We start from the raw sequence: 17,596 nt of genomic DNA on the forward strand, positions 1-17,596 counted from the left end.
TTCTTGTTTTGACTGCGGATGCGAATGTTACAGTTTCGTTACCGAAAATAGCACCGCCTCTTATCTGCGGGCATAGGAATTGAGTGCAATTGCATGTTCTTTTACGAACATGTCGCTTAGAGGCAAGTGTGGGACGTTTTCAGGAGGGAATGCCAAGAAGCTGTGGTGAGGGAGCAAACTCCCTTACCACAGGCAGTGATTCGGTTCAGTTGCCGTTGGCGGCTGCGATATCACCTGGAAGCAGGTGTTCCTGGATCTTCTGGCTGCGGGATTCCACCAGTTGACCCTGGTCGTCGAAGCGCAACACGATCAGCCAGTCATACACATTTTCCGGCCATTTCTTCATCCCGGTCAGCGCCGCGCCGTCACCGCCGAAGGCCTCGATCAACTTGTCGATATGCCCGTGATGCCAGGCGATCAACACGGTCTGCGCCTGGTTGGACTTGCGCAGGGACTTCACCAGCTTGCCGACTTGATCGTCTGAGTAGGGTGTTTCAAGCGGGAGCTGCAGGCGCTGGGCCAGGGGTGTCAGGGTCAGGCGCGGGCGAGAGCTTTCCTTGCTGTCGCTGGTGGCGATCAGCCGCTGGGGCACCACGGAGATGCCGTTCAACAGCAGCGGGTCGAAATAGCTGGCGTAGGCCGCCGCCCGCTGTTCGCCCTTGGGGCTCAGCAACGGACCTTCATCGGGTTTTTCCGCATGGCGCACGATCAGCACCGTCACGTTGTTCAGCCCGCGTACATCCTTGCCCTCTTTATGGGCAAAGGCGTGAGCCGACACCATCATCAACAACCCCAGAAACAGCGCGCGCAGCGGTGTGACCATTATTCATTCCTGCCAGTGAGTGAGTGCCTCGGCCGATCATGGGCCCAGGCACTCCGCGGACAAAATGAAACAATAGTCAGCGTAGCTGCACCACGACCTTGCCCACAGCCTTGCGCTGGCCGAGGTCGTTGATCGCCTGCGCCGCCTGCTCCAGCGGATACACGTGGGACACCAGCGGCTTCAACTTGCCCTCGGCGAACCAGCCGAACAGTTGCTGAAAGTTGGCGGCATTGTCCTGCGGCTGGCGCTGGGCAAACGAACCCCAGAACACCCCGACCACCGCCGCGCCCTTGAGCAGCGCCAGGTTCACCGGCAGCTCGGGAATGCGCCCGCTGGCAAAGCCCACCACCAGCAGCCGGCCATTCCAGGCGATGCCGCGAATGGCCTGGTCAAACAGGTCGCCGCCCACCGGGTCGTAGATCACATCCACGCCGTTGCCGCCGGTAAGGCGTTTGATCTCGTCCTTGAGGCTGGCTTCGCTGTAGTTGATCAACTCATCGGCACCCGCCGCCTTGGCCACCGCCAGCTTGTCGGCGCTGCTGGCCGCGGCGATCACCCGGGCGCCCATGGCCTTGCCGATTTCCACCGCAGCCAGGCCGACGCCGCCGGAGGCACCGAGCACCAGCAGGGTTTCCCCGGGTTGCAGGTTGGCCCGCTGCTTCAGGGCGTGCATCGACGTGCCGTAGGTCATGCTGAAAGCGGCGGCGGTATTGAAGTCCATGCTCGGCGGGATCGGCAGCACGTTGTAGCCCGGCACCGCGACCTGCTCGGCGAAGCTGCCCCAGCCGGTCAGGGCCATCACCCGGTCACCGACCTTCAGGTGGCTGACGTTCTCACCGACTTGGCTGATCACGCCTGCCGCTTCACCGCCCGGCGAAAACGGGAAGGGCGGCTTGAACTGGTACTTGCCCTCGATGATCAGGGTGTCCGGGAAATTGACCCCGGCCGCATGCACGTCCAACAGGATTTCGTTCTTCTTGATCGCCGGGCTTTCGACGTCTTCCAGCACCAGGTTTTCGGCGGGGCCGAAGGCTTTGCACAGCACAGCTTTCATCGGACTATTCCTTTTGGCGTGTTGGCCGATAAGTGTAGGTGGGCAGGGCGACGGGTCAACGAGCATGCCCCGGCCTGATAAGTCGCCATAAGCTTGTGCTCAGGGCTGCTAGCGTTATGCTACTGGGCAACCGAATTGAGGAATGAACTGTGAAAGCGTGGATCCTGTTGATGCTGGCCCTGACACTGCCGACGGCAGCCCTGGCCGAAGAAGCCAAAGAAGGCGAAGCGCCGAAGGTCAGCTATATCAGCCTGAGCCCGCCGTTTGTCGGTAACTACGGCCTGGATGGCACCGCGAAGCTGCGGGTGTTCAAGGCGGATATCGCCCTGCGGGTCACCGGTCCCGAGGCAGCCGCTGCCGTGAAAGCCAACGACGCGCTGATTCGCAACCAGTTGGTGGCGCTGTTTACCCAGCAGACCAACGACACCATGAGCAGCGTTGATGGGAAGGAAAAACTGCGCCAGGAAGCCCTGAAGCAGACCCAGCAAGTGATGAACGACGAAACCGGCAAGCCGCAGGTTGAGGATCTGTTGTTCAACAACCTGATCATCCAGTAAGCCGGTCGCTTCGCGCCCTTCGCGAGCAAGCCCGCTCCCAAATTTAACCGCATTCTCATGTTAGAACTCGGTCAAGTGTGGGAGCGGGCTTGCTCGCGAAGAGGTCCTGACAGGCACCTCAGGAAGCCAGGCTCTTCCTGAACCGCGCCAACGCCACCGCAAAGAACAGCAACCCAATCCCCGCCAGCGCCAGCAAGTCCGGCCACACCACATTCACACCCGCATCCCGGAACAGAATCGCCGCACTCAGGCTCACAAAGTGCGTCGACGGCGAGCCCTGCATCACCCATTGCAACCACTGCGGCATACTGTCCAGCGGCGTGCTGCCGCCGGACAACAGCAGCATCGGGATAATCACCGGGATCGCCAGCAGGCCAAACTGCGGCGTCGAGCGGGCGAGCGTGGCGAGGAAGATGCCGAGGGCAGTACTGGCAAACAGGTACAGCGCTGTTACCAGCAAAAACAATGTCAGCGACCCGGCCAGCGGCACGCCGAGCAAGCCTTTCACCACCACTTCCAGCGACAGCCAGGTGCACAGCACCACCACCAGCATGTTGCTCCAGATTTTCGCCAGCATGATTTCCAGCGCAGTCAGCGGCAGCACCAGCAAATGGTCGAGGGTGCCGTGTTCGCGCTCACGCAGCAGCGCGGTGCCGGTCAGCACGATGGCGAGGATGGTGATGTTGTTGACGATCTGGATCACCGCCAGAAACCAGCCGCCTTCCAGGTTGGTATTGAACAGCGCCCGGGTGGTCAGCAGCGCCGGCGCCTTTTGGGCGGCATCGGCCTGGTTGCCATAGGTCAGCAATTCCCGCTGGAAAATCCGCCCGATATACCCGGCACCCATGAATGCCTGGCTCATGGCCGTGGCATCGACGTTGACCTGCACCCCCGGCTGGCGCCCGGCCAACAGGTCGGCCTGGAAATTCGCCGGCACGTTGATCACGAAGGTGTACTGGCCGCTGTCCATCACCTTGTCCAGTTGGTCGTACGGCAACGGCACCGCCGCCTGGAATTCCGGCGGTTGCAGCGCTTCGGCCAGTTGCCGGGAAAGCGCGCTGTGGTCTTCATCCACAAAGGCCACGCTGGCGTTGTGCACACCGATCACCGAGCCGGCGGCGGGCATATAGATGGCGACGGTAAAGGCGTAGAACAGGAACAGCAGCAACACGCTGTCGTGACGCAGGCTGGTCAGTTCCTTGATGCCGAGGCGCAGGATATGGGCGAACTTGTGCATCTCAGGCCTCCTGCTTCTTGAGCATGATCAGGCTAAGCCCGGTGAACCCCAGGAAAAACCCGAACAGCGCCAGGCACTGTGGCCATAGCTGACGCAGGTCCAGGGCCTTGGTAAAGGTGCCCACCGCAATGTCGAGGAAGTAGCCCGCCGGGAACAACATGCCCATCAACGCGGCGGCGCCTTCCAGGGACGAGCGCGGCACGATCAGCCCGGAGAACTGGATGGTCGGCAGGCTGGTGATGATCATGGTGCCGAGGATCGCTGCGATCTGGGTGCGGGTGAACGCGGAAATCAGCAGGCCCATGCTGGTGGTGGCCAGCACATACAGCAGGCCGCCGAAAGCCAGGGTCACGCCGCTGCCCTTGAACGGCACGCCGAACAGCCAGCGGTTCATCGCCACCAGCAGGCCCAGGTTGATCAGGCTCACGGCCAGGTACGGCGCCTGCTTGCCCAACAGGAATTCCAGGCGGGTCAGGGGTGTGGCGTAGAAGTTGGTGATGGAGCCAAGTTCCTTCTCGCGCACGATCCCCAGGGCCGTGAGCATCGCCGGGATAAACGCGAGGATCAGCGCCATCACGCCGGGGCCGATAGCGTTCACGCTGACCACGTCCTGGTTGTAGCGAAAGCGGGTTTCCAGTTTGGCGGCGGCTTGCTGATTCAGTGGTGTGCTGTTCAGTTCGGCCAGTTGTTGGAGGTTGGCCTGGTGCACGGCCTCGACATAATTGCGGCTGGTTTCCGCACGGAACGGCATGCCGCCATCGAGCCAGGCGGCCACGGCGGGTTGGCGGCCGGCGTAGAGATCGCGGCCGAACCCTGGCGGAATCTCCAGCGCCAGTTTGATTTCCGAGCGTTGCAGGCGTTTGTGCAGTTCGTTGGAGTCAGTGATCGGCGGCTGTTCGGCGAAATAGCGCGAACTGCGAAAGGCTTCCAAGTAGGCCCGGCTTTGCGGCGTCTGATCCTGGTCGTAGACGGCGAAGGCGAGCTTCTCCACGTCCAGGGAAATGCCGTAGCCGAAGATCACCATCATGAAAATCGCCCCCAACAGGGCGAAGGCCATGCGCACTTTGTCCCGCAGCAGTTCCTTGCCTTCGCGGCTGGCCAGGGCCAACAGGCGGGCGACGCTGAACCCGCGTTTGCTGACGGGGGGGGCCATGGGTTCGCTGACGGTTTCGGTGGGCGCGGTGGTCGCTTCGGGCGCGCCTTGGGCCTGTTCGAGGCAGGTGACGAACGCCGCTTCCAGGGTTTCGCCGTGGAACTGCTGTTGCAGCGCGTCCGGCGTGTCGCAGGCCAGCACCTTGCCCGCGTGCATCAGCGAGATGCGGTCGCAGCGCTGGGCTTCGTTCATGAAGTGGGTGGACAGGAAGATCGTCACGCCCTGTTCCCGGGACAGTTCGATCAGCAACCGCCAGAAGTCATCCCGCGCGGCCGGGTCGACGCCCGAGGTCGGCTCATCGAGGATCAGCACTTCCGGGCGGTGCAGCACCGCCACCGCCAGGGACAAGCGCTGGCGCAGGCCCAGCGGCAACTCGCCGGACGGCTGCTCGGCAACGTCGCCCAGGTCAAAACGCTTGATCAACTCGTCGATGCGCTGGCCGCTCTCGGCCTTGGGCAGGTCGAACAACTGCGCATGCAGCACCAGGTTCTGGCGCACGCTGAGTTCGCCGTACAGCGAGAAGCTTTGCGACATGAAACCCACGCGCTTGCGGGTGGCCAGGTCCTTGGCGTTGACCGGGTTGCCCAGCAGCGTGGCGGTGCCCTCGGTGGCGGGCATCAACCCGGTGAGGACTTTCATGGTGGTGGTCTTGCCGCAGCCGTTGGAGCCGAGGAAACCAAAGATCTCGCCCCGGCCTATGGCGAAGCTGACCTTGTTGACTGCCGTGAAGTCGCCGAAGCGCAAGGTCAGGTCGTGGGCTTCGATGGCGATGTCGGTGTTGTCGCTTTGCCGGGGCGGAATCACCAGCGGTTCATTGTTATGGGCACTGTCGCCCTGGAAATGGGTGAAGGCTTCATCCAGTTTGCCGCTGGGCGTCGCGGCGGCGAGTTCGCTGCTCAGGCCGTCGGCGATCAGCTTGCCGCGGTCGAGCATCAGGCAGTGTTCAAACTGCTCGGCTTCTTCCATGTAGGCGGTGGCCACCAGCAGTGTGAGCTGCGGGCGTTCGCTGCGTACGGTTTCCACCAGTTCCCAGAAGCGTCGACGGGACAGCGGGTCGACGCCGGTGGTGGGTTCGTCGAGGATCAACAGGTCCGGGTCGTGGATCAGTGCACAGCACAGGCCGAGTTTCTGCTTCATGCCGCCGGAGAGCTTGCCGGCGGGGCGCTCGGCGAAGCGTGCGAGGTCGGTGGCCAGCAGCAGGTTGTGCATGCGCTGGTCGCAATCGGCTTTTGACAGGCCGAACAGCGTGGCAAAGAACCGGATGTTTTCGCTGATGGACAGCTCGGGGTAAAGGTTGCCGCCCAGGCCTTGAGGCATGAAGGCGATGCGCGGGTACAGGCTGTTGCGGTGGCGGCGGTCTTCGATGGAGCCGCCGAGTACTTGCAGTTCGCCCTGTTGAAGCTTTTTGACCCCGGCGATCAAGCCCAGCAGGCTCGACTTGCCGGCGCCGTCCGGGCCGATCAACCCGCAGCGTGTGCCGGCAGGCAGGCTGAAGGCGATGTCGATCAGCGCCTGTTGCTTGCCGTAGCGATGGTTGATCCCCGTGGCGTGCAGCGCCAGGCCGCTCATTGCAGGTTAGCCGGCCAGTCCAGGTCAGCGGTGCGCACATAGCCGGCGCCGGGCATGCCCGGTTTGGCTTGGGGCACGGCGCTTGGTTGGGTCAGCCGCAGCTTGACCCGGAACACCAGCTTCTGGCGTTCGTCGCGGGTTTCCACTTCCTTGGGGGTGAACTGCGATTTGGCGGCGACGAAGCTGATTTTCGCCGGCAGCGGTTGCTTCGGCAGGGCGTCGAGGACGATCCGCGCTTCGCTGCCCACGGTCAAAGCGCCTGTGACTGAAGCGGGCAGATACAGGTTCATGTATTGGTCGTTGGGGTCGATCAGCAGTAACACGCGACCACCCGCGCCGAGCACTTCGCCGGGTTCGGCCAGGCGTAGCTGGATGATGCCGTCGATAGGCGCCCGCAGGCTGCTGTCTTCGATTTCACTGGTGAGCTGGGCGACCTGAGCCTGGGCGGCGCCGATGGCGGCCTTTACCGAATTGACCTGGGCCTGGGCGGCGACCACGGCAGCGTTGCCGGTGTTTTGCCGGGCCTGCTGCTGGTCGATCAGTTGGCCGCTGGCGAAGCCGCGCTTGTACAGCTCCTGGGTGCGCTTGAGTTCCTGGCTGGCCAGCAGTTGTTCGCTCCGGCGCAGTTGCACATTGGCTTCGGCAGCAGCGAAATTCTCCCTGGCCCGCAGCACTTCGGCTTCGGCCTGGGCGCGCTGGGCTTCCAGGGTGCGGGTGTCCATGCGCGCCAGCAGTTGGCCCTTGAGCACCTTGTCGCCTTCGTCCACCCGCACTTCGGCGAGGCGACCGGGGATCTTGGCGGCGATCTGCACTTCAGTCGATTCCAGCCGGCCATTGCCCATGCTCAAGCCTTCGGGCAGGCGGTCCTGGGTGGATTGCCAATAGCCGAAGCCGCCGGCGGCCAGCAGCAAGACAATCAATGGAATGGCGAAAAGATGGGAGGTACGGTGGTTCGTCGACATGGGTGCATCCTGCGGCGTTAGCGTCCTAGTTTGACCGATCCTGCCCGGAGGCCCTTGATGCGGGTCAAATGAAGCGCCAGCCTAACCCGGTTGGCGCGCAGATGCATGCGCCATGGGCGTGACCGCAGGGTTCTGCTGTTTCAGCGCAGGCCGAGTACGGCGGACCATTGCTCGGCGGTGACCGGCATCACCGAAAGGCGGCTGCCTTTTTGCACCAGGGGCAACTCGGCGAGGGCGGTTTGCTGTTTCAGATAGCCCAGCCCCAGGACCTTCGCAAAGGTCTCGACGTGGGCAACATTGATCGCGCTCCACGGGTTTTTTTCAGGGCTGGCCTTGGCGTCGAAATAGTGACTGTCGGGCTCCAGCGCGGTCGGGTCCGGGTAGGCTGCCTCGACGATTTTACCGATGCCGGCAATCCCCGGTTCCGGGCAGCTGGAGTGGTAGAAGAAGAACTGGTCACCCACCGCCATCGCCCGCAGGAAGTTCCGCGCCTGGTAGTTGCGCACCCCGTCCCACCGGGCCTCGCCGAGCTTTTCCAGGCCCTTGATGGACAGTTCATCGGGCTCGGATTTCATCAGCCAATAGGCCATGTTTTCGCTCCTCAAAAGTCGATTGGGAAAGTTGTCCTGCAATTTTATGACAAACCGACAGTCGGTTGGCGTCAAGGTTTGCGTGTTGGTTCACGTTAACGCAGAATGCCGGGGTTTTGAGCTTGACGCAGCTGGCACGGACTACTAATGGAACGTTGCTGTCATCGTGTGCAAGATGCCTGAAGGGGGGCAATCGATGAAACGCAAACCGGATTTACTATGGATTTTGGTTATTTTGTTCGGCCTGGGCGTTGTGACCACCGGCTATGCGCAGAGCTTGTGGTCGAACAAGACTGACGCACCGATTGAACTCGCACAGCAACAGCCGCAACCGTTCAAACGCTGACCCGTCTTCAAGGCGCTGCTGATTCCAGTAGCGTCTCTGCTATATACCAATCCTTATCGGTGACTGTGCCCTCAAGCGGTACATCCCAGCTTGCCTGTGCCAATCGTTCGACCTTCTGGCATTCATGGGCCAGGCCCAACAGCGTCGGCTTGCGCCAGGATTTCCGGCGGGCCATGTAGGCCAGGCTGCGGTCATAAAACCCGCCGCCCATGCCCAACCGTCCGCCCTCATCATCAAAGCCAACCAGTGGCAGCAGCACCAGGTCCAGCGCCCAGACCTTGCGTTGTCGGCTGGCATTTACCTGGGGCTCGAGGATGCGAAAACGGTTGGGCCTCAGCTTTTCGCCGGGGCGCACTCGCTGGAACACCATCTTGGTTCGCGGCCATGCACTGAGCACCGGCAGGTAAGTCGCCTTGCCCCGGCGCTGTGCAGCGCGCAGCAGCAGGCGCGGATCGATTTCACCGTCCGTCGGTAGATATAAGGATAGGTGTTTGGCCCGGCGAAACAGCGGGTGCTGTGCCAGTTGCCGATACAGGCCCAGGGCGGCCTGGCGTTGCTCGCTTGGCGTCAGGGCGCGGCGGGCTTTGCGCAGCATGCGTCGAAGTTGCGGGCGGGAAAGCGGCGCAGGTTCGGTCATGGTTTTCGGCTCATAAAACAATGCCAGTCCTGGGACTGGCATTGGATTTGGGAATCAGGCTCCCCGACAGAACCGCTGTCGACTTAGCCCTTGAACCCGAAAGTTCAAGGTGGAAGAAACAGTAGGCTTTAAGGCTTTCCGTCTAGCGGACATGCACACCAGCCCAACGTGTAACTTCCAGGGTAGTGCGAATCGGCTCAGGGACATCGCCGACTGGCAAGCACGCCAGGGAGTGGGGCGAGTATACCCGAAACCGACGCCGCAATCAGCCCTTGGGTGGCTCTGGATCGGTAGAAAGTACCAGATCGACCCGCTCCAGCAGGTCGCGCACCTGCTCGCGCGTCGAGCCGCTGGCCTGCACGTCAGGCCGTTCCTGCTTATGCAGCAGATCGTGGGTAATGTTCAGGGCGGCCATCACGGCGATGCGATCGGCGCCGATGACTTTGCCGCTGCTGCGGATTTCGCGCATCTTGCCGTCCAGGTAGCGGGCAGCGCTCACCAGGTTGCTGCGTTCTTCCTGGGGGCAGATGATCGAATATTCTTTGTCGAGAATCTGCACGGTGACGCTATTGCTTGAACTCATGAGTCTTGCTCCAGGGCCTTCAGGCGCGAAATCATCGATTCGACCTTACGCCGGGCGATTTCGTTTTTTTCAATGAGGTGAGCGCGTTCCTCGCGCCAGGTCTTTTCCTGAGCTAATAGGAGTCCGTTTTGGCTCTTAAGTTGCTCGACCCGGTTAATTAGCAGCTCGAGTCTGGCCATCAGCGCTTGCAGGTCGGTGTCTTCCATTGGGTTCCACTGGATTTTGTCTGATGAATGGCAACTGCTGGATAAACGATCTGACGCCCTCGATAGTCTTGGTACGTCTGCCGATGCTAGGATACAGCGCTTCATTCTAGACATTGCGCCGTCTGGCGCCTAGCTCACCATGCCCATTCAGAACTCCCCGTACGATGCTTTTTCCAAACTGCTGAGTTCCAGCGGTCATCCTTGCTCGCCTGCCGAACTGCACGGCGTGCTGCTGGGCCGCAGCTGCACCGGTGTCGGCTTTGATGCCGACAACTGGCTGGCCGACGTCGCCGAGCTGCTGGAAACCGAGCCTACCGAAAACGTGCGCAATGCGCTCATCGGCCTGCAAGAGATGGTTAAAGGCGAGCTGACCGGTGATGACGTCACCGTCGTCCTGCTGCTGCCTACCGATGACGCGCCGCTCACCGAGCGCGCCGCCGCGTTGGGCCAATGGTGCCAAGGCTTCCTCCACGGTTTCGGCGTGAACGCCGGCGGCCTCGACCTGAGCACCGATGCCCAGGAAGTGCTGCAGGACCTGGCCGCCATCTCCCAGGTGCAAGACGCCCTGGAAGAGTCCGAAGACGGCGAAAGCGACTACATGGAAGTCATGGAATACCTGCGCGTCGCGCCGCTGCTGCTGTTCACCGAGACCCGTAAATCGGCTGAGCCCGCTGCACCCAAGCCGTCGCTGCACTAAGAAAGGAAGCCCATCTGCCCATGATCCATATCCCCAAAGCGGAATACACCCGGCGCCGCAAGGCGCTCATGGCGCAGATGGAACCCAACAGCATCGCCATCCTGCCGGCGGCCGCGGTAGCCATCCGCAACCGTGACGTCGAGCACGTCTACCGCCAGGACAGCGACTTCCAGTACCTGAGCGGCTTCCCGGAACCGGAAGCGGTGATCGTGCTGATGCCCGGCCGCCAGCACGGCGAGTACGTGCTGTTCTGCCGCGAGCGCAATGCCGAGCGCGAACTGTGGGACGGCCTGCGAGCGGGCACCGAAGGCGCGATTCGCGATTTTGGCGCGGATGACGCCTTCCCGATTACCGATATCGACGACATCCTGCCCGGCCTGATCGAAGGCCGCGACCGGGTGTATTCGGCCATGGGCAGCAATGCCGAATTCGACCGGCACCTGATGGAGTGGATCAACGTGATCCGCTCCAAAGCGCACCTCGGCGCCCAGCCACCGAACGAATTTGTTGCCCTGGATCATCTGCTTCACGACATGCGCCTGTATAAATCGGCGGCAGAAGTGAAGGTGATGCGCGAGGCGGCACGGATTTCCTGCGCGGCCCATGTACGGGCGATGCAGGCCAGCCGCGCCGGGTTGCATGAGTTCAGCCTGGAAGCGGAGCTCGACTACGAGTTTCGCAAGGGCGGGGCGAAGATGCCGGCCTATGGTTCCATCGTCGCCTCGGGGCGCAACAGCTGCATCCTGCACTACCAGCAGAATGACGCGCTGCTCAAGGACGGCGACCTGGTGCTGATCGACGCCGGCTGCGAGATCGACTGCTACGCCAGCGACATCACCCGCACCTGGCCGGTGAGCGGCAAGTTTTCCGCCGAGCAGAAGGCGATTTATGAAATCGTGCTGGCTTCCCAGGAAGCCGCCTTTGCCGAAATCGCCCCGAACAAGCATTGGAACCAGGCCCACGAGGCGACGGTGCAAGTGATCACTGCCGGGCTGGTGAAGCTGGGATTGTTGCAGGGTGATGTCGACGAACTGATCGCCAGTGAAGCCTATAAAGCCTTCTACATGCACCGCGCCGGCCACTGGCTGGGGATGGATGTGCACGATGTCGGCGAATACAAGGTCGGCGGCGAGTGGCGGGTGCTGGAAGTTGGCATGGCACTGACCGTGGAGCCGGGGATTTACATCTCGCCGGACAACCAGAGCGTGGCGAAGAAATGGCGTGGCATTGGCGTACGCATCGAGGACGACGTGGTGGTGACCAAGCAAGGCTGTGAAATTCTGACCGGTGGCGTGCCCAAGTCCGTCGCCGAGATCGAAGCATTGATGGCGAGCGCCCGATGAGCCGGGTCAACCTGGCGATTATCGGCGGCGGCCTGGTGGGTGCCAGCCTCGCATTGGCCTTGCAGGCCGGGGCCAAGGCCCGGGGCTGGAAGATCGTGCTGATCGAGCCGTTTGCCCCCGGCGACAGCTACCAGCCGAGCTATGACGCGCGTTCTTCAGCGCTGTCCTTTGGCGCGCGGCAGATCTATCAACGATTGGGCGTGTGGCAGGAAATCTCTCGCCGCGCCGAGCCGATCAAACAGATTCATGTGTCGGACCGTGGCCGCTTCTCTACCGCGCGCCTGTCCGCCATGGAAGAGGGTGTGCCGGCGCTTGGCTACGTGGTGGAAAACGCCTGGCTGGGCCAATGCCTGTGGCAAGGGCTGGACAAGGACGTGGTCAGTTGGCGTTGCCCGGCGGAAGTTACGCGCATGGAGCCGCTTGCCGATGGCTACCGCCTGACCCTCAATGACGAAACCGTGCTGGAGTGCGACCTCGCGGTGCTGGCCGATGGCGGTCGCTCAGGTTTGCGCGAGCAACTGGGCATCGGCGTTAAAAAGCGGCCGTACAACCAGAGCGCCCTGATCACCAACATCACCCCAAGCGAGGCCCACAACGGCGAGGCGTTCGAGCGGTTCACCGACGAAGGCCCGATGGCCTTGCTGCCGTTGCCGGACAACCGTTGCGCGCTGGTCTGGACCCGCATCGGCATGGACGCCAAGCGCCTGGCCGAGCTGGACGAACGCAGCTTCCTGAGTGAACTGCAGGGCGTGTTCGGCTACCGCCTGGGCACCCTCAAGCAAGTCGGTGCGCGCCACCTGTACCCGCTGACGCTCGTGGAAGCGGAAGAACAAGTGCGCTCTCATCTGGCCGTACTTGGCAATGCCGCCCACAGCCTGCACCCGATTGCCGGTCAGGGCTTCAACCTGTCCCTGCGGGATGCCTACGCGTTGGCCGAGGCGCTGCTGGCCGGGCCGGCGATTCCGGGCGACCTGGCGACACTGCAGGCGTACCGCGAGCGTCAGCGCATGGACCAGAAGCTCACCGTCGGCTTCTCCGATCAGGTCACCCGCCTGTTTGGCAGTGCGCAACCGTTGGTCGCGCTGGGCCGCAACATGGGCTTGCTGGGCCTCGACTTGCTGCCGCCGGCCAAGCGCTGGTTCGCGCGCCAGGCCATGGGCCTGGGTACCCGTCCCGATGCGTGAGTGGCTGACCCGACGCCTGGGCAAGGCGCGGCTGTTGCGCTGGATCATGACCCTGTACCCGCCGTACCTCGGGGCCGGAGTTCGTGTGTTGCACATCGGCAGCGATTTCCGCGAGGTCAAGGTGCGCATGGGCCTGGGCTGGTACAACCGCAACTACGTCGGCACGCAGTTTGGCGGCAGCCTGTATTCGATGGTCGACCCGTTCTACATGCTGATGCTGATGGAGAACCTGGGCCGCGACTACATTGTCTGGGACAAGGCTGCCGCTATCGACTTTATCTCGCCGGGCAAAGGCCCGGTGTTCGCCGAATTTTCCATCGACCAAGCGTTGCTGGACGAGATTCGCCAGCACACCGCCAGCGGCGACAAGTATTTACCGCAGCTCAAGGTACAGATTCATGACGGCTCCGGCACCCTGGTGGCGCGGGTCGACAAAACCCTTTACGTGCGGCGCAAGCTGCAATCGAGACAGGCTTAAAGCATGGACATGCGCGCAGATGTGCTGATTGTCGGGGCCGGAATGGTCGGAAGCGCCCTGGCGCTGGCGTTGCAGGGCAGTGGCCTGCAGGTGCTGCTGCTCGACGGCAGCCCCCTGAGCGTCAAGCCGTTCGACCCTCATGCTGCGTTCGAACCGCGGGTGAGCGCCTTGTCGGCCGCCAGCCAGCGCATCCTCGAGCGCCTTGGCGTGTGGGGAGGCATTGTCGAGCGACGTGCCAGCCCGTACGGCGAGATGCAGGTGTGGGACGGCAGCGGCACCGGGCAGATCCACTTCTCGGCGGCCAGCGTGCATGCCGAGGTGCTGGGGCATATCGTCGAAAACCGTGTGGTCCAGGACGCCTTGCTCGACCGCCTGCACGACTGCGACCTCGGCCTGCTGGCCAATGCGCGCCTGGAACAGATGCGCCGCTCCGGCGATGACTGGCTGCTGACCCTCGCCGATGGCCGCACCTTGCGCGCGCCGCTGGTGGTCGCGGCGGACGGCGCCAACTCGGCAGTACGTCGCCTGACCGGCACCGCTACCCGTGAGTGGGATTATTTGCACAACGCCATCGTCACCAGTGTGCGCAGCAGCCAGGTGCATCAAAAGACGGCCTGGCAGCGTTTTACCGACAATGGCCCGCTGGCATTCCTGCCGCTGGTGCGGGACGGGCAGGAAGACTGGTGTTCGATCGTCTGGTCGACCACCCCGAGTGAGTCCGAGCGCTTGATGGCGCTGGACGATGAAAGCTTCTGCCGTGAACTGGAAAATGCCTTCGAAGGCCGCCTGGGCAGCGTGATAAGCGCCGATCCACGGCTGTGCGTGCCGTTGCGTCAGCGCCACGCCAAACGTTACGTGGCCGAAGGCCTGGCATTGATTGGCGACGCGGCCCACGTCATTCATCCGCTGGCGGGGCAGGGCGTGAACCTGGGCTTCCTCGATGCGGCGGTGCTCGCCGAGGTGCTGCTGGCGGCCAACGAGCGCGGCGAGCGCCTGGCGGATGTGAAGGTGCTCAGCCGTTACGAGCGTCGGCGCATGCCCCACAACCTGGCGCTGATGGCGGCGATGGAAGGCTTTGAGCGGTTGTTCCAGGCCGATCAACTGCCGTTGCGCTGGCTGCGTAATGCAGGGCTGAAGGTGGTTGAGCAGATGCCGGAGGCCAAGGCGTTGTTTGTGCGTCAGGCATTGGGTTTGACCGGGGATTTGCCGGAGCTGGCCAAGGCCTGAGTGCGCTGTGCAACATCTGGTAACGGCTCCGTTGAGCGTTACCAAATGTGAGTCCTTATCATTTGCGCTCTTTTTGCAAATGAGAGACCGCACCCATGCTGGCACCCAAGCGCCTCCTGACTGCCCTGGCACTCACTCTTATCGGCAGCACCACCGTGCAGGCGGCCGATGAGGTCGTGGTCTACTCCTCGCGCATCGACGAACTGATCAAGCCGGTGTTCGACGCCTACACCAAGAAGACCGGCGTGCAGGTGAAGTTCATCACCGACAAGGAAGCGCCGCTGATGCAGCGCATCAAGGCCGAAGGTGAAAACGCCACCGCCGACCTGCTGCTCACCGTCGACGCCGGTAACCTCTGGCAGGCCGAGCAGATGGGCATCCTGCAGCCGTTCACCTCTGCGGTGATCGACAAGAATATTCCCCTTCAATACCGTTCTTCGGCCCATGCCTGGACTGGCCTGAGCCTGCGAGCGCGGACCATCGCCTACTCCACCGATCGCGTGAAACCGGGCGACCTGACCACCTACGAAGCCCTGGCCGACAAACAGTGGGAAGGCCGCCTGTGCCTGCGCACCGCGAAGAAGGTCTACAACCAGTCGCTGACCGCCACCCTGATCGAAACCCACGGCGCGGCCAAGACCGAAGAAATCGTCAAGGGCTGGGTCAACAACCTGTCCACCGACGTGTTCTCCGATGACATTGCCGTGCTGGAAGCGATCAACGCCGGGCAGTGTGACGTGGGCATCGTGAACACCTACTACTACGGCCGCCTGCACAAGCAGAAGCCGGACCTGGCGGTGAAGTTGTTCTGGCCGAACCAGGGCGACCGCGGGGTGCACGTCAACCTGTCGGGCATCGGCCTGACCAAGCATGCACCGCACCCGGAAGCAGCCAAGGCGCTAGTGGAGTGGATGACCACGCCGGAAGCGCAGAAGATCTTTGCGGATGTGAACCAGGAATTCCCGGCCAACCCGGCGGTGCCGCCGTCGGCTGAAGTCGCGACCTGGGGCAAGTTTGTGGCTGACACATTGCCGGTGGAAGTGGCGGGCAAGCGTCAGGCTGAGGCGATTCGCTTGATGGATCGCGCTGGCTGGAACTAGATACAATTTGCAAGGCGCCGCCGATCTAAATGTGGGGGCGGGTTTGTGTGGGAGCGGGCTTGCTCGCGAAGAGGGTGTATCAGTCACATATGCGTTGACTGACACGCCGCTTTCGCGAGCAAGCCCGCTCCCACACAAGCCCGCTCCCACATTGGTTAGCGCTGGCTTCAAGCTATTCATTCTCTGAGAATTAACCTTTGGCCCATCCCGCCCATCGCCGCTGGTACCTGCCGGTCTTCACCGTTGCCGCCCTGGTGCTGCTGCCGCTGAGCGTGCTGTTGCTGTCGTGGCAGACCATCGACCATCAAATCTGGTCCCACCTGTGGGAAACCCAGATGCCACGTCTGCTGGGCAACACCTTGACCCTGGTGCTGGGCGTCGGTGTGGGCGTTACGCTGCTGGGCGTCAGCCTGGCCTGGCTGACCAGCCTCTGCGAATTCCCCGGCCGGCGCTGGCTGGACTGGGCGTTGATGCTGCCCTTCGCGATTCCCGCCTATGTGCTCGCCTTCGTCTTCGTCGGCCTGCTGGATTTCTCCGGCCCGGTGCAAACCCTGCTGCGCGAATGGTTTGGTACAGGCCTGCGCCTGCCGCGTGTGCGCTCGACCAGCGGTGTGATCATCGTGCTGGTGTTGGTGTTCTACCCCTACGTTTATCTGCTGGCGCGCACCGCGTTTCTCGCCCAGGGCAAAGGCCTGATGGAAGCGGCGCGTGTCTTGGGGCAGTCGCCGTGGCAAGCGTTCTGGCGGGTGGCCCTGCCCATGGCGCGTCCCGCTATCGGTGCGGGCGTGGCCCTCGCGTTGATGGAAACCCTGGCGGATTTCGGTGCCGTCTCGGTGTTCAACTTCGACACCTTTACCACCGCCATCTACAAGACCTGGTACGGCTTTTTCAGCCTCTCCAGTGCCGCGCAACTGGCCAGCCTGTTGCTGTTGGTGGTGATGCTGGTGCTGTACGGCGAACGCCGTGCCCGGGGCGCCAGCCGGCCGAGCAACGAGCGACCTCGCGGCAAGGCGCTTTACCATCTGCGCGGGTTCAAGGCGGCGTTGGCCAGTGGTTGGTGCGGATTGGTGTTCGCCTGCGCGTTCGTGATCCCGATGCTGCAACTGGTGGCCTGGTTCTGGCAGCGTGGCCGTTTAGACCTGGACGAGCGCTACGCCGGTTTGATCGTCCATACCCTGTACCTAGGCGGTATGGCTGCCCTGATCACCGTCAGCGTGGCCCTGGTGCTGGCGTTCGCCCATCGCCTGGCGCCCACCCGGGCCATCCGCTCCGGCATCAGCCTGGCCAACGTAGGCTACGCGCTGCCCGGCTCGGTACTGGCGGTGTCGATCATGCTGGCGTTCAGCTACCTGGATCGTGAACTGGTGATCCCGGTCTCCGGCTGGCTGGGGGGCGCCGGCAAACCGCTGTTACTGGGCAGTTTGTCGGCCTTGCTGCTGGCGTATCTGGTGCGCTTCATTGCGGTGGCCTACGGGCCGCTGGAAAACAGCCTGGCGCGAATCCGTCCGTCCTTGCCGGAAGCCGCCCGCAGTCTTGGGGTCAGCGGGCCGCGACTGTTTTGCAAAGTGTATCTGCCACTTTTGCTGCCGGGCACCCTGAGCGCGGCGCTGCTGGTGTTTGTCGATGTGCTCAAGGAAATGCCGGCGACCCTGCTGATGCGCCCGTTCGGCTGGGACACGCTGGCGGTGCGGATTTTCGAGATGACCAGCGAAGGGGAGTGGGCGCGGGCTTCGCTGCCGGCCCTGACCCTGGTATTGGTGGGGCTGTTACCGGTCATCGGGTTGATCCGACGTTCGGCGCGACGAATCGGTTAGGTGCCAGTCCTACGGCTTGAGGCTACAATGCGCGGC

18 protein-coding genes and 1 other RNA gene are annotated in these 17,596 nt (G+C 62.8%); 9 read left to right on the top strand and 10 right to left on the bottom strand.

The features are described 5' to 3' along the window. Positions 1-205 precede the first annotated feature (205 nt). Positions 206-823, bottom strand: a complete 618-nt coding sequence (locus HX817_RS21520; protein ID WP_008438881.1) for a flagellar basal body-associated protein FliL — start codon at positions 821-823, stop codon at positions 206-208. 76 nt (positions 824-899) lie between these two features. Then, positions 900-1,877 carry an NADPH:quinone oxidoreductase family protein gene (locus HX817_RS21525; RefSeq protein WP_177041122.1) on the bottom strand — a complete coding sequence of 326 codons (978 nt, stop codon included), beginning with the start codon at positions 1,875-1,877 and terminating at the stop codon, positions 900-902. Positions 1,878-2,026: 149 nt separating this feature from the next. On the opposite strand from HX817_RS21525, the gene HX817_RS21530 reads away from it, so the two are divergent. Then, complete coding sequence (locus HX817_RS21530; RefSeq protein ID WP_003213967.1) at positions 2,027-2,434, top strand: flagellar basal body-associated protein FliL; 408 nt, start codon at positions 2,027-2,029, stop codon at positions 2,432-2,434. Positions 2,435-2,552: 118 nt separating this feature from the next. Here the strand turns inward: HX817_RS21530 and HX817_RS21535 are convergent, their stop codons facing one another. The 4 genes from HX817_RS21535 to HX817_RS21550 form a co-directional block, all read right to left on the bottom strand. Then, positions 2,553-3,671 (bottom strand): ABC transporter permease, encoded by a 1,119-nt coding sequence (locus HX817_RS21535; protein WP_003213965.1) that lies wholly within the window; start codon positions 3,669-3,671, stop codon positions 2,553-2,555. A 1-nt stretch (position 3,672) separates the two neighbouring features. Next, entirely contained in the window at positions 3,673-6,393 is a 2,721-nt protein-coding gene (gene rbbA / locus HX817_RS21540; protein WP_177041124.1) for a ribosome-associated ATPase/putative transporter RbbA, read from the bottom strand. Beyond that, the gene (locus HX817_RS21545; RefSeq protein WP_003213963.1) at positions 6,390-7,355 is read right to left on the bottom strand and encodes an HlyD family secretion protein; all 966 of its coding nucleotides are present in this window, start codon (positions 7,353-7,355) and stop codon (positions 6,390-6,392) included. The genes rbbA and HX817_RS21545 overlap by 4 nt, the downstream gene beginning before the upstream one ends. 140 nt (positions 7,356-7,495) lie before the next feature. Continuing rightward, a complete protein-coding gene (locus HX817_RS21550) occupies positions 7,496-7,945 on the bottom strand; it encodes an EVE domain-containing protein (RefSeq protein WP_177020275.1) in 450 nt (149 codons plus the stop codon). A 196-nt stretch (positions 7,946-8,141) separates the two neighbouring features. Between HX817_RS21550 and HX817_RS21555 the strand changes: the two genes are divergently transcribed. Further along, positions 8,142-8,291: a hypothetical protein gene (locus HX817_RS21555; RefSeq protein WP_003213959.1), complete on the top strand. Its 150-nt coding sequence runs from the start codon at positions 8,142-8,144 to the stop codon at positions 8,289-8,291. 7 nt (positions 8,292-8,298) lie between these two features. On the opposite strand, the gene HX817_RS21560 is transcribed toward HX817_RS21555, so the two are convergent. The 4 genes from HX817_RS21560 to HX817_RS21575 form a co-directional block, all read right to left on the bottom strand. Then, a complete protein-coding gene (locus HX817_RS21560) occupies positions 8,299-8,928 on the bottom strand; it encodes a 5-formyltetrahydrofolate cyclo-ligase (RefSeq protein WP_102370312.1) in 630 nt (209 codons plus the stop codon). Positions 8,929-8,984: 56 nt separating this feature from the next. Then, positions 8,985-9,163: non-coding RNA, 6S RNA (gene ssrS, locus HX817_RS21565), on the bottom strand. A 30-nt stretch (positions 9,164-9,193) separates the two neighbouring features. Continuing rightward, positions 9,194-9,511, bottom strand: a complete 318-nt coding sequence (locus tag HX817_RS21570; protein WP_003213956.1) for a cell division protein ZapA — start codon at positions 9,509-9,511, stop codon at positions 9,194-9,196. Next, positions 9,508-9,717, bottom strand: coding sequence for a TIGR02449 family protein (locus HX817_RS21575; RefSeq protein ID WP_003213954.1), 210 nt, complete (start codon positions 9,715-9,717; stop codon positions 9,508-9,510). Before HX817_RS21575 ends, HX817_RS21570 begins: the two co-directional genes overlap by 4 nt. Before the next feature lie 139 nt (positions 9,718-9,856). Here HX817_RS21575 and HX817_RS21580 point away from each other — a divergent pair, with 139 nt between their 5' ends. From HX817_RS21580 to HX817_RS21610, 7 genes are all read left to right on the top strand, one after another. After that, positions 9,857-10,414, top strand: coding sequence for a YecA family protein (locus HX817_RS21580; protein WP_003213952.1), 558 nt, complete (start codon positions 9,857-9,859; stop codon positions 10,412-10,414). A gap of 20 nt (positions 10,415-10,434) precedes the next feature. Next, positions 10,435-11,757 (top strand): Xaa-Pro aminopeptidase, encoded by a 1,323-nt coding sequence (gene pepP, locus HX817_RS21585; RefSeq protein ID WP_177041126.1) that lies wholly within the window; start codon positions 10,435-10,437, stop codon positions 11,755-11,757. Then, complete coding sequence (gene ubiH, locus HX817_RS21590) at positions 11,754-12,941, top strand: 2-octaprenyl-6-methoxyphenyl hydroxylase (RefSeq protein WP_177041127.1); 1,188 nt, start codon at positions 11,754-11,756, stop codon at positions 12,939-12,941. Before pepP ends, ubiH begins: the two co-directional genes overlap by 4 nt. Further along, a complete protein-coding gene (locus HX817_RS21595; protein WP_003213946.1) occupies positions 12,934-13,419 on the top strand; it encodes a DUF4442 domain-containing protein in 486 nt (161 codons plus the stop codon). Before ubiH ends, HX817_RS21595 begins: the two co-directional genes overlap by 8 nt. Positions 13,420-13,428: 9 nt before the next feature. Then, entirely contained in the window at positions 13,429-14,646 is a 1,218-nt protein-coding gene (locus tag HX817_RS21600; RefSeq protein ID WP_177020368.1) for a 2-octaprenyl-3-methyl-6-methoxy-1,4-benzoquinol hydroxylase, read from the top strand. 95 nt (positions 14,647-14,741) lie between these two features. Next, entirely contained in the window at positions 14,742-15,746 is a 1,005-nt protein-coding gene (locus HX817_RS21605; RefSeq protein ID WP_008438892.1) for an extracellular solute-binding protein, read from the top strand. 197 nt (positions 15,747-15,943) lie between these two features. Then, positions 15,944-17,560, top strand: a complete 1,617-nt coding sequence (locus HX817_RS21610; protein ID WP_177041129.1) for an iron ABC transporter permease — start codon at positions 15,944-15,946, stop codon at positions 17,558-17,560. Positions 17,561-17,596 lie beyond the last annotated feature (36 nt).

Source organism: Pseudomonas sp. C6002, from assembly GCF_013385805.1.
In the GTDB taxonomy this organism is placed as follows: domain Bacteria; phylum Pseudomonadota; class Gammaproteobacteria; order Pseudomonadales; family Pseudomonadaceae; genus Aquipseudomonas.

Bases quoted from the DNA above. Each gene is read 5' to 3' on its own strand.
- HX817_RS21595 (WP_003213946.1), top strand. From the start codon at position 12,934: ATGCGTGAGTGGCTGACCCGACGCCTGGGCAAGGCGCGGCTGTTGCGC.
- HX817_RS21570 (WP_003213956.1), bottom strand. From the start codon at position 9,511: ATGAGTTCAAGCAATAGCGTCACCGTGCAGATTCTCGACAAAGAATAT.
- pepP (WP_177041126.1), top strand. From the start codon at position 10,435: ATGATCCATATCCCCAAAGCGGAATACACCCGGCGCCGCAAGGCGCTC.
- HX817_RS21600 (WP_177020368.1), top strand. From the start codon at position 13,429: ATGCGCGCAGATGTGCTGATTGTCGGGGCCGGAATGGTCGGAAGCGCC.
- HX817_RS21555 (WP_003213959.1), top strand. From the start codon at position 8,142: ATGAAACGCAAACCGGATTTACTATGGATTTTGGTTATTTTGTTCGGC.
- HX817_RS21525 (WP_177041122.1), bottom strand. From the start codon at position 1,877: ATGAAAGCTGTGCTGTGCAAAGCCTTCGGCCCCGCCGAAAACCTGGTG.
- HX817_RS21545 (WP_003213963.1), bottom strand. From the start codon at position 7,355: ATGTCGACGAACCACCGTACCTCCCATCTTTTCGCCATTCCATTGATT.
- HX817_RS21605 (WP_008438892.1), top strand. From the start codon at position 14,742: ATGCTGGCACCCAAGCGCCTCCTGACTGCCCTGGCACTCACTCTTATC.
- HX817_RS21550 (WP_177020275.1), bottom strand. From the start codon at position 7,945: ATGGCCTATTGGCTGATGAAATCCGAGCCCGATGAACTGTCCATCAAG.
- HX817_RS21520 (WP_008438881.1), bottom strand. From the start codon at position 823: ATGGTCACACCGCTGCGCGCGCTGTTTCTGGGGTTGTTGATGATGGTG.
- ubiH (WP_177041127.1), top strand. From the start codon at position 11,754: ATGAGCCGGGTCAACCTGGCGATTATCGGCGGCGGCCTGGTGGGTGCC.
- HX817_RS21575 (WP_003213954.1), bottom strand. From the start codon at position 9,717: ATGGAAGACACCGACCTGCAAGCGCTGATGGCCAGACTCGAGCTGCTA.
- HX817_RS21535 (WP_003213965.1), bottom strand. From the start codon at position 3,671: ATGCACAAGTTCGCCCATATCCTGCGCCTCGGCATCAAGGAACTGACC.
- rbbA (WP_177041124.1), bottom strand. From the start codon at position 6,393: ATGAGCGGCCTGGCGCTGCACGCCACGGGGATCAACCATCGCTACGGC.
- HX817_RS21560 (WP_102370312.1), bottom strand. From the start codon at position 8,928: ATGACCGAACCTGCGCCGCTTTCCCGCCCGCAACTTCGACGCATGCTG.
- HX817_RS21580 (WP_003213952.1), top strand. From the start codon at position 9,857: ATGCCCATTCAGAACTCCCCGTACGATGCTTTTTCCAAACTGCTGAGT.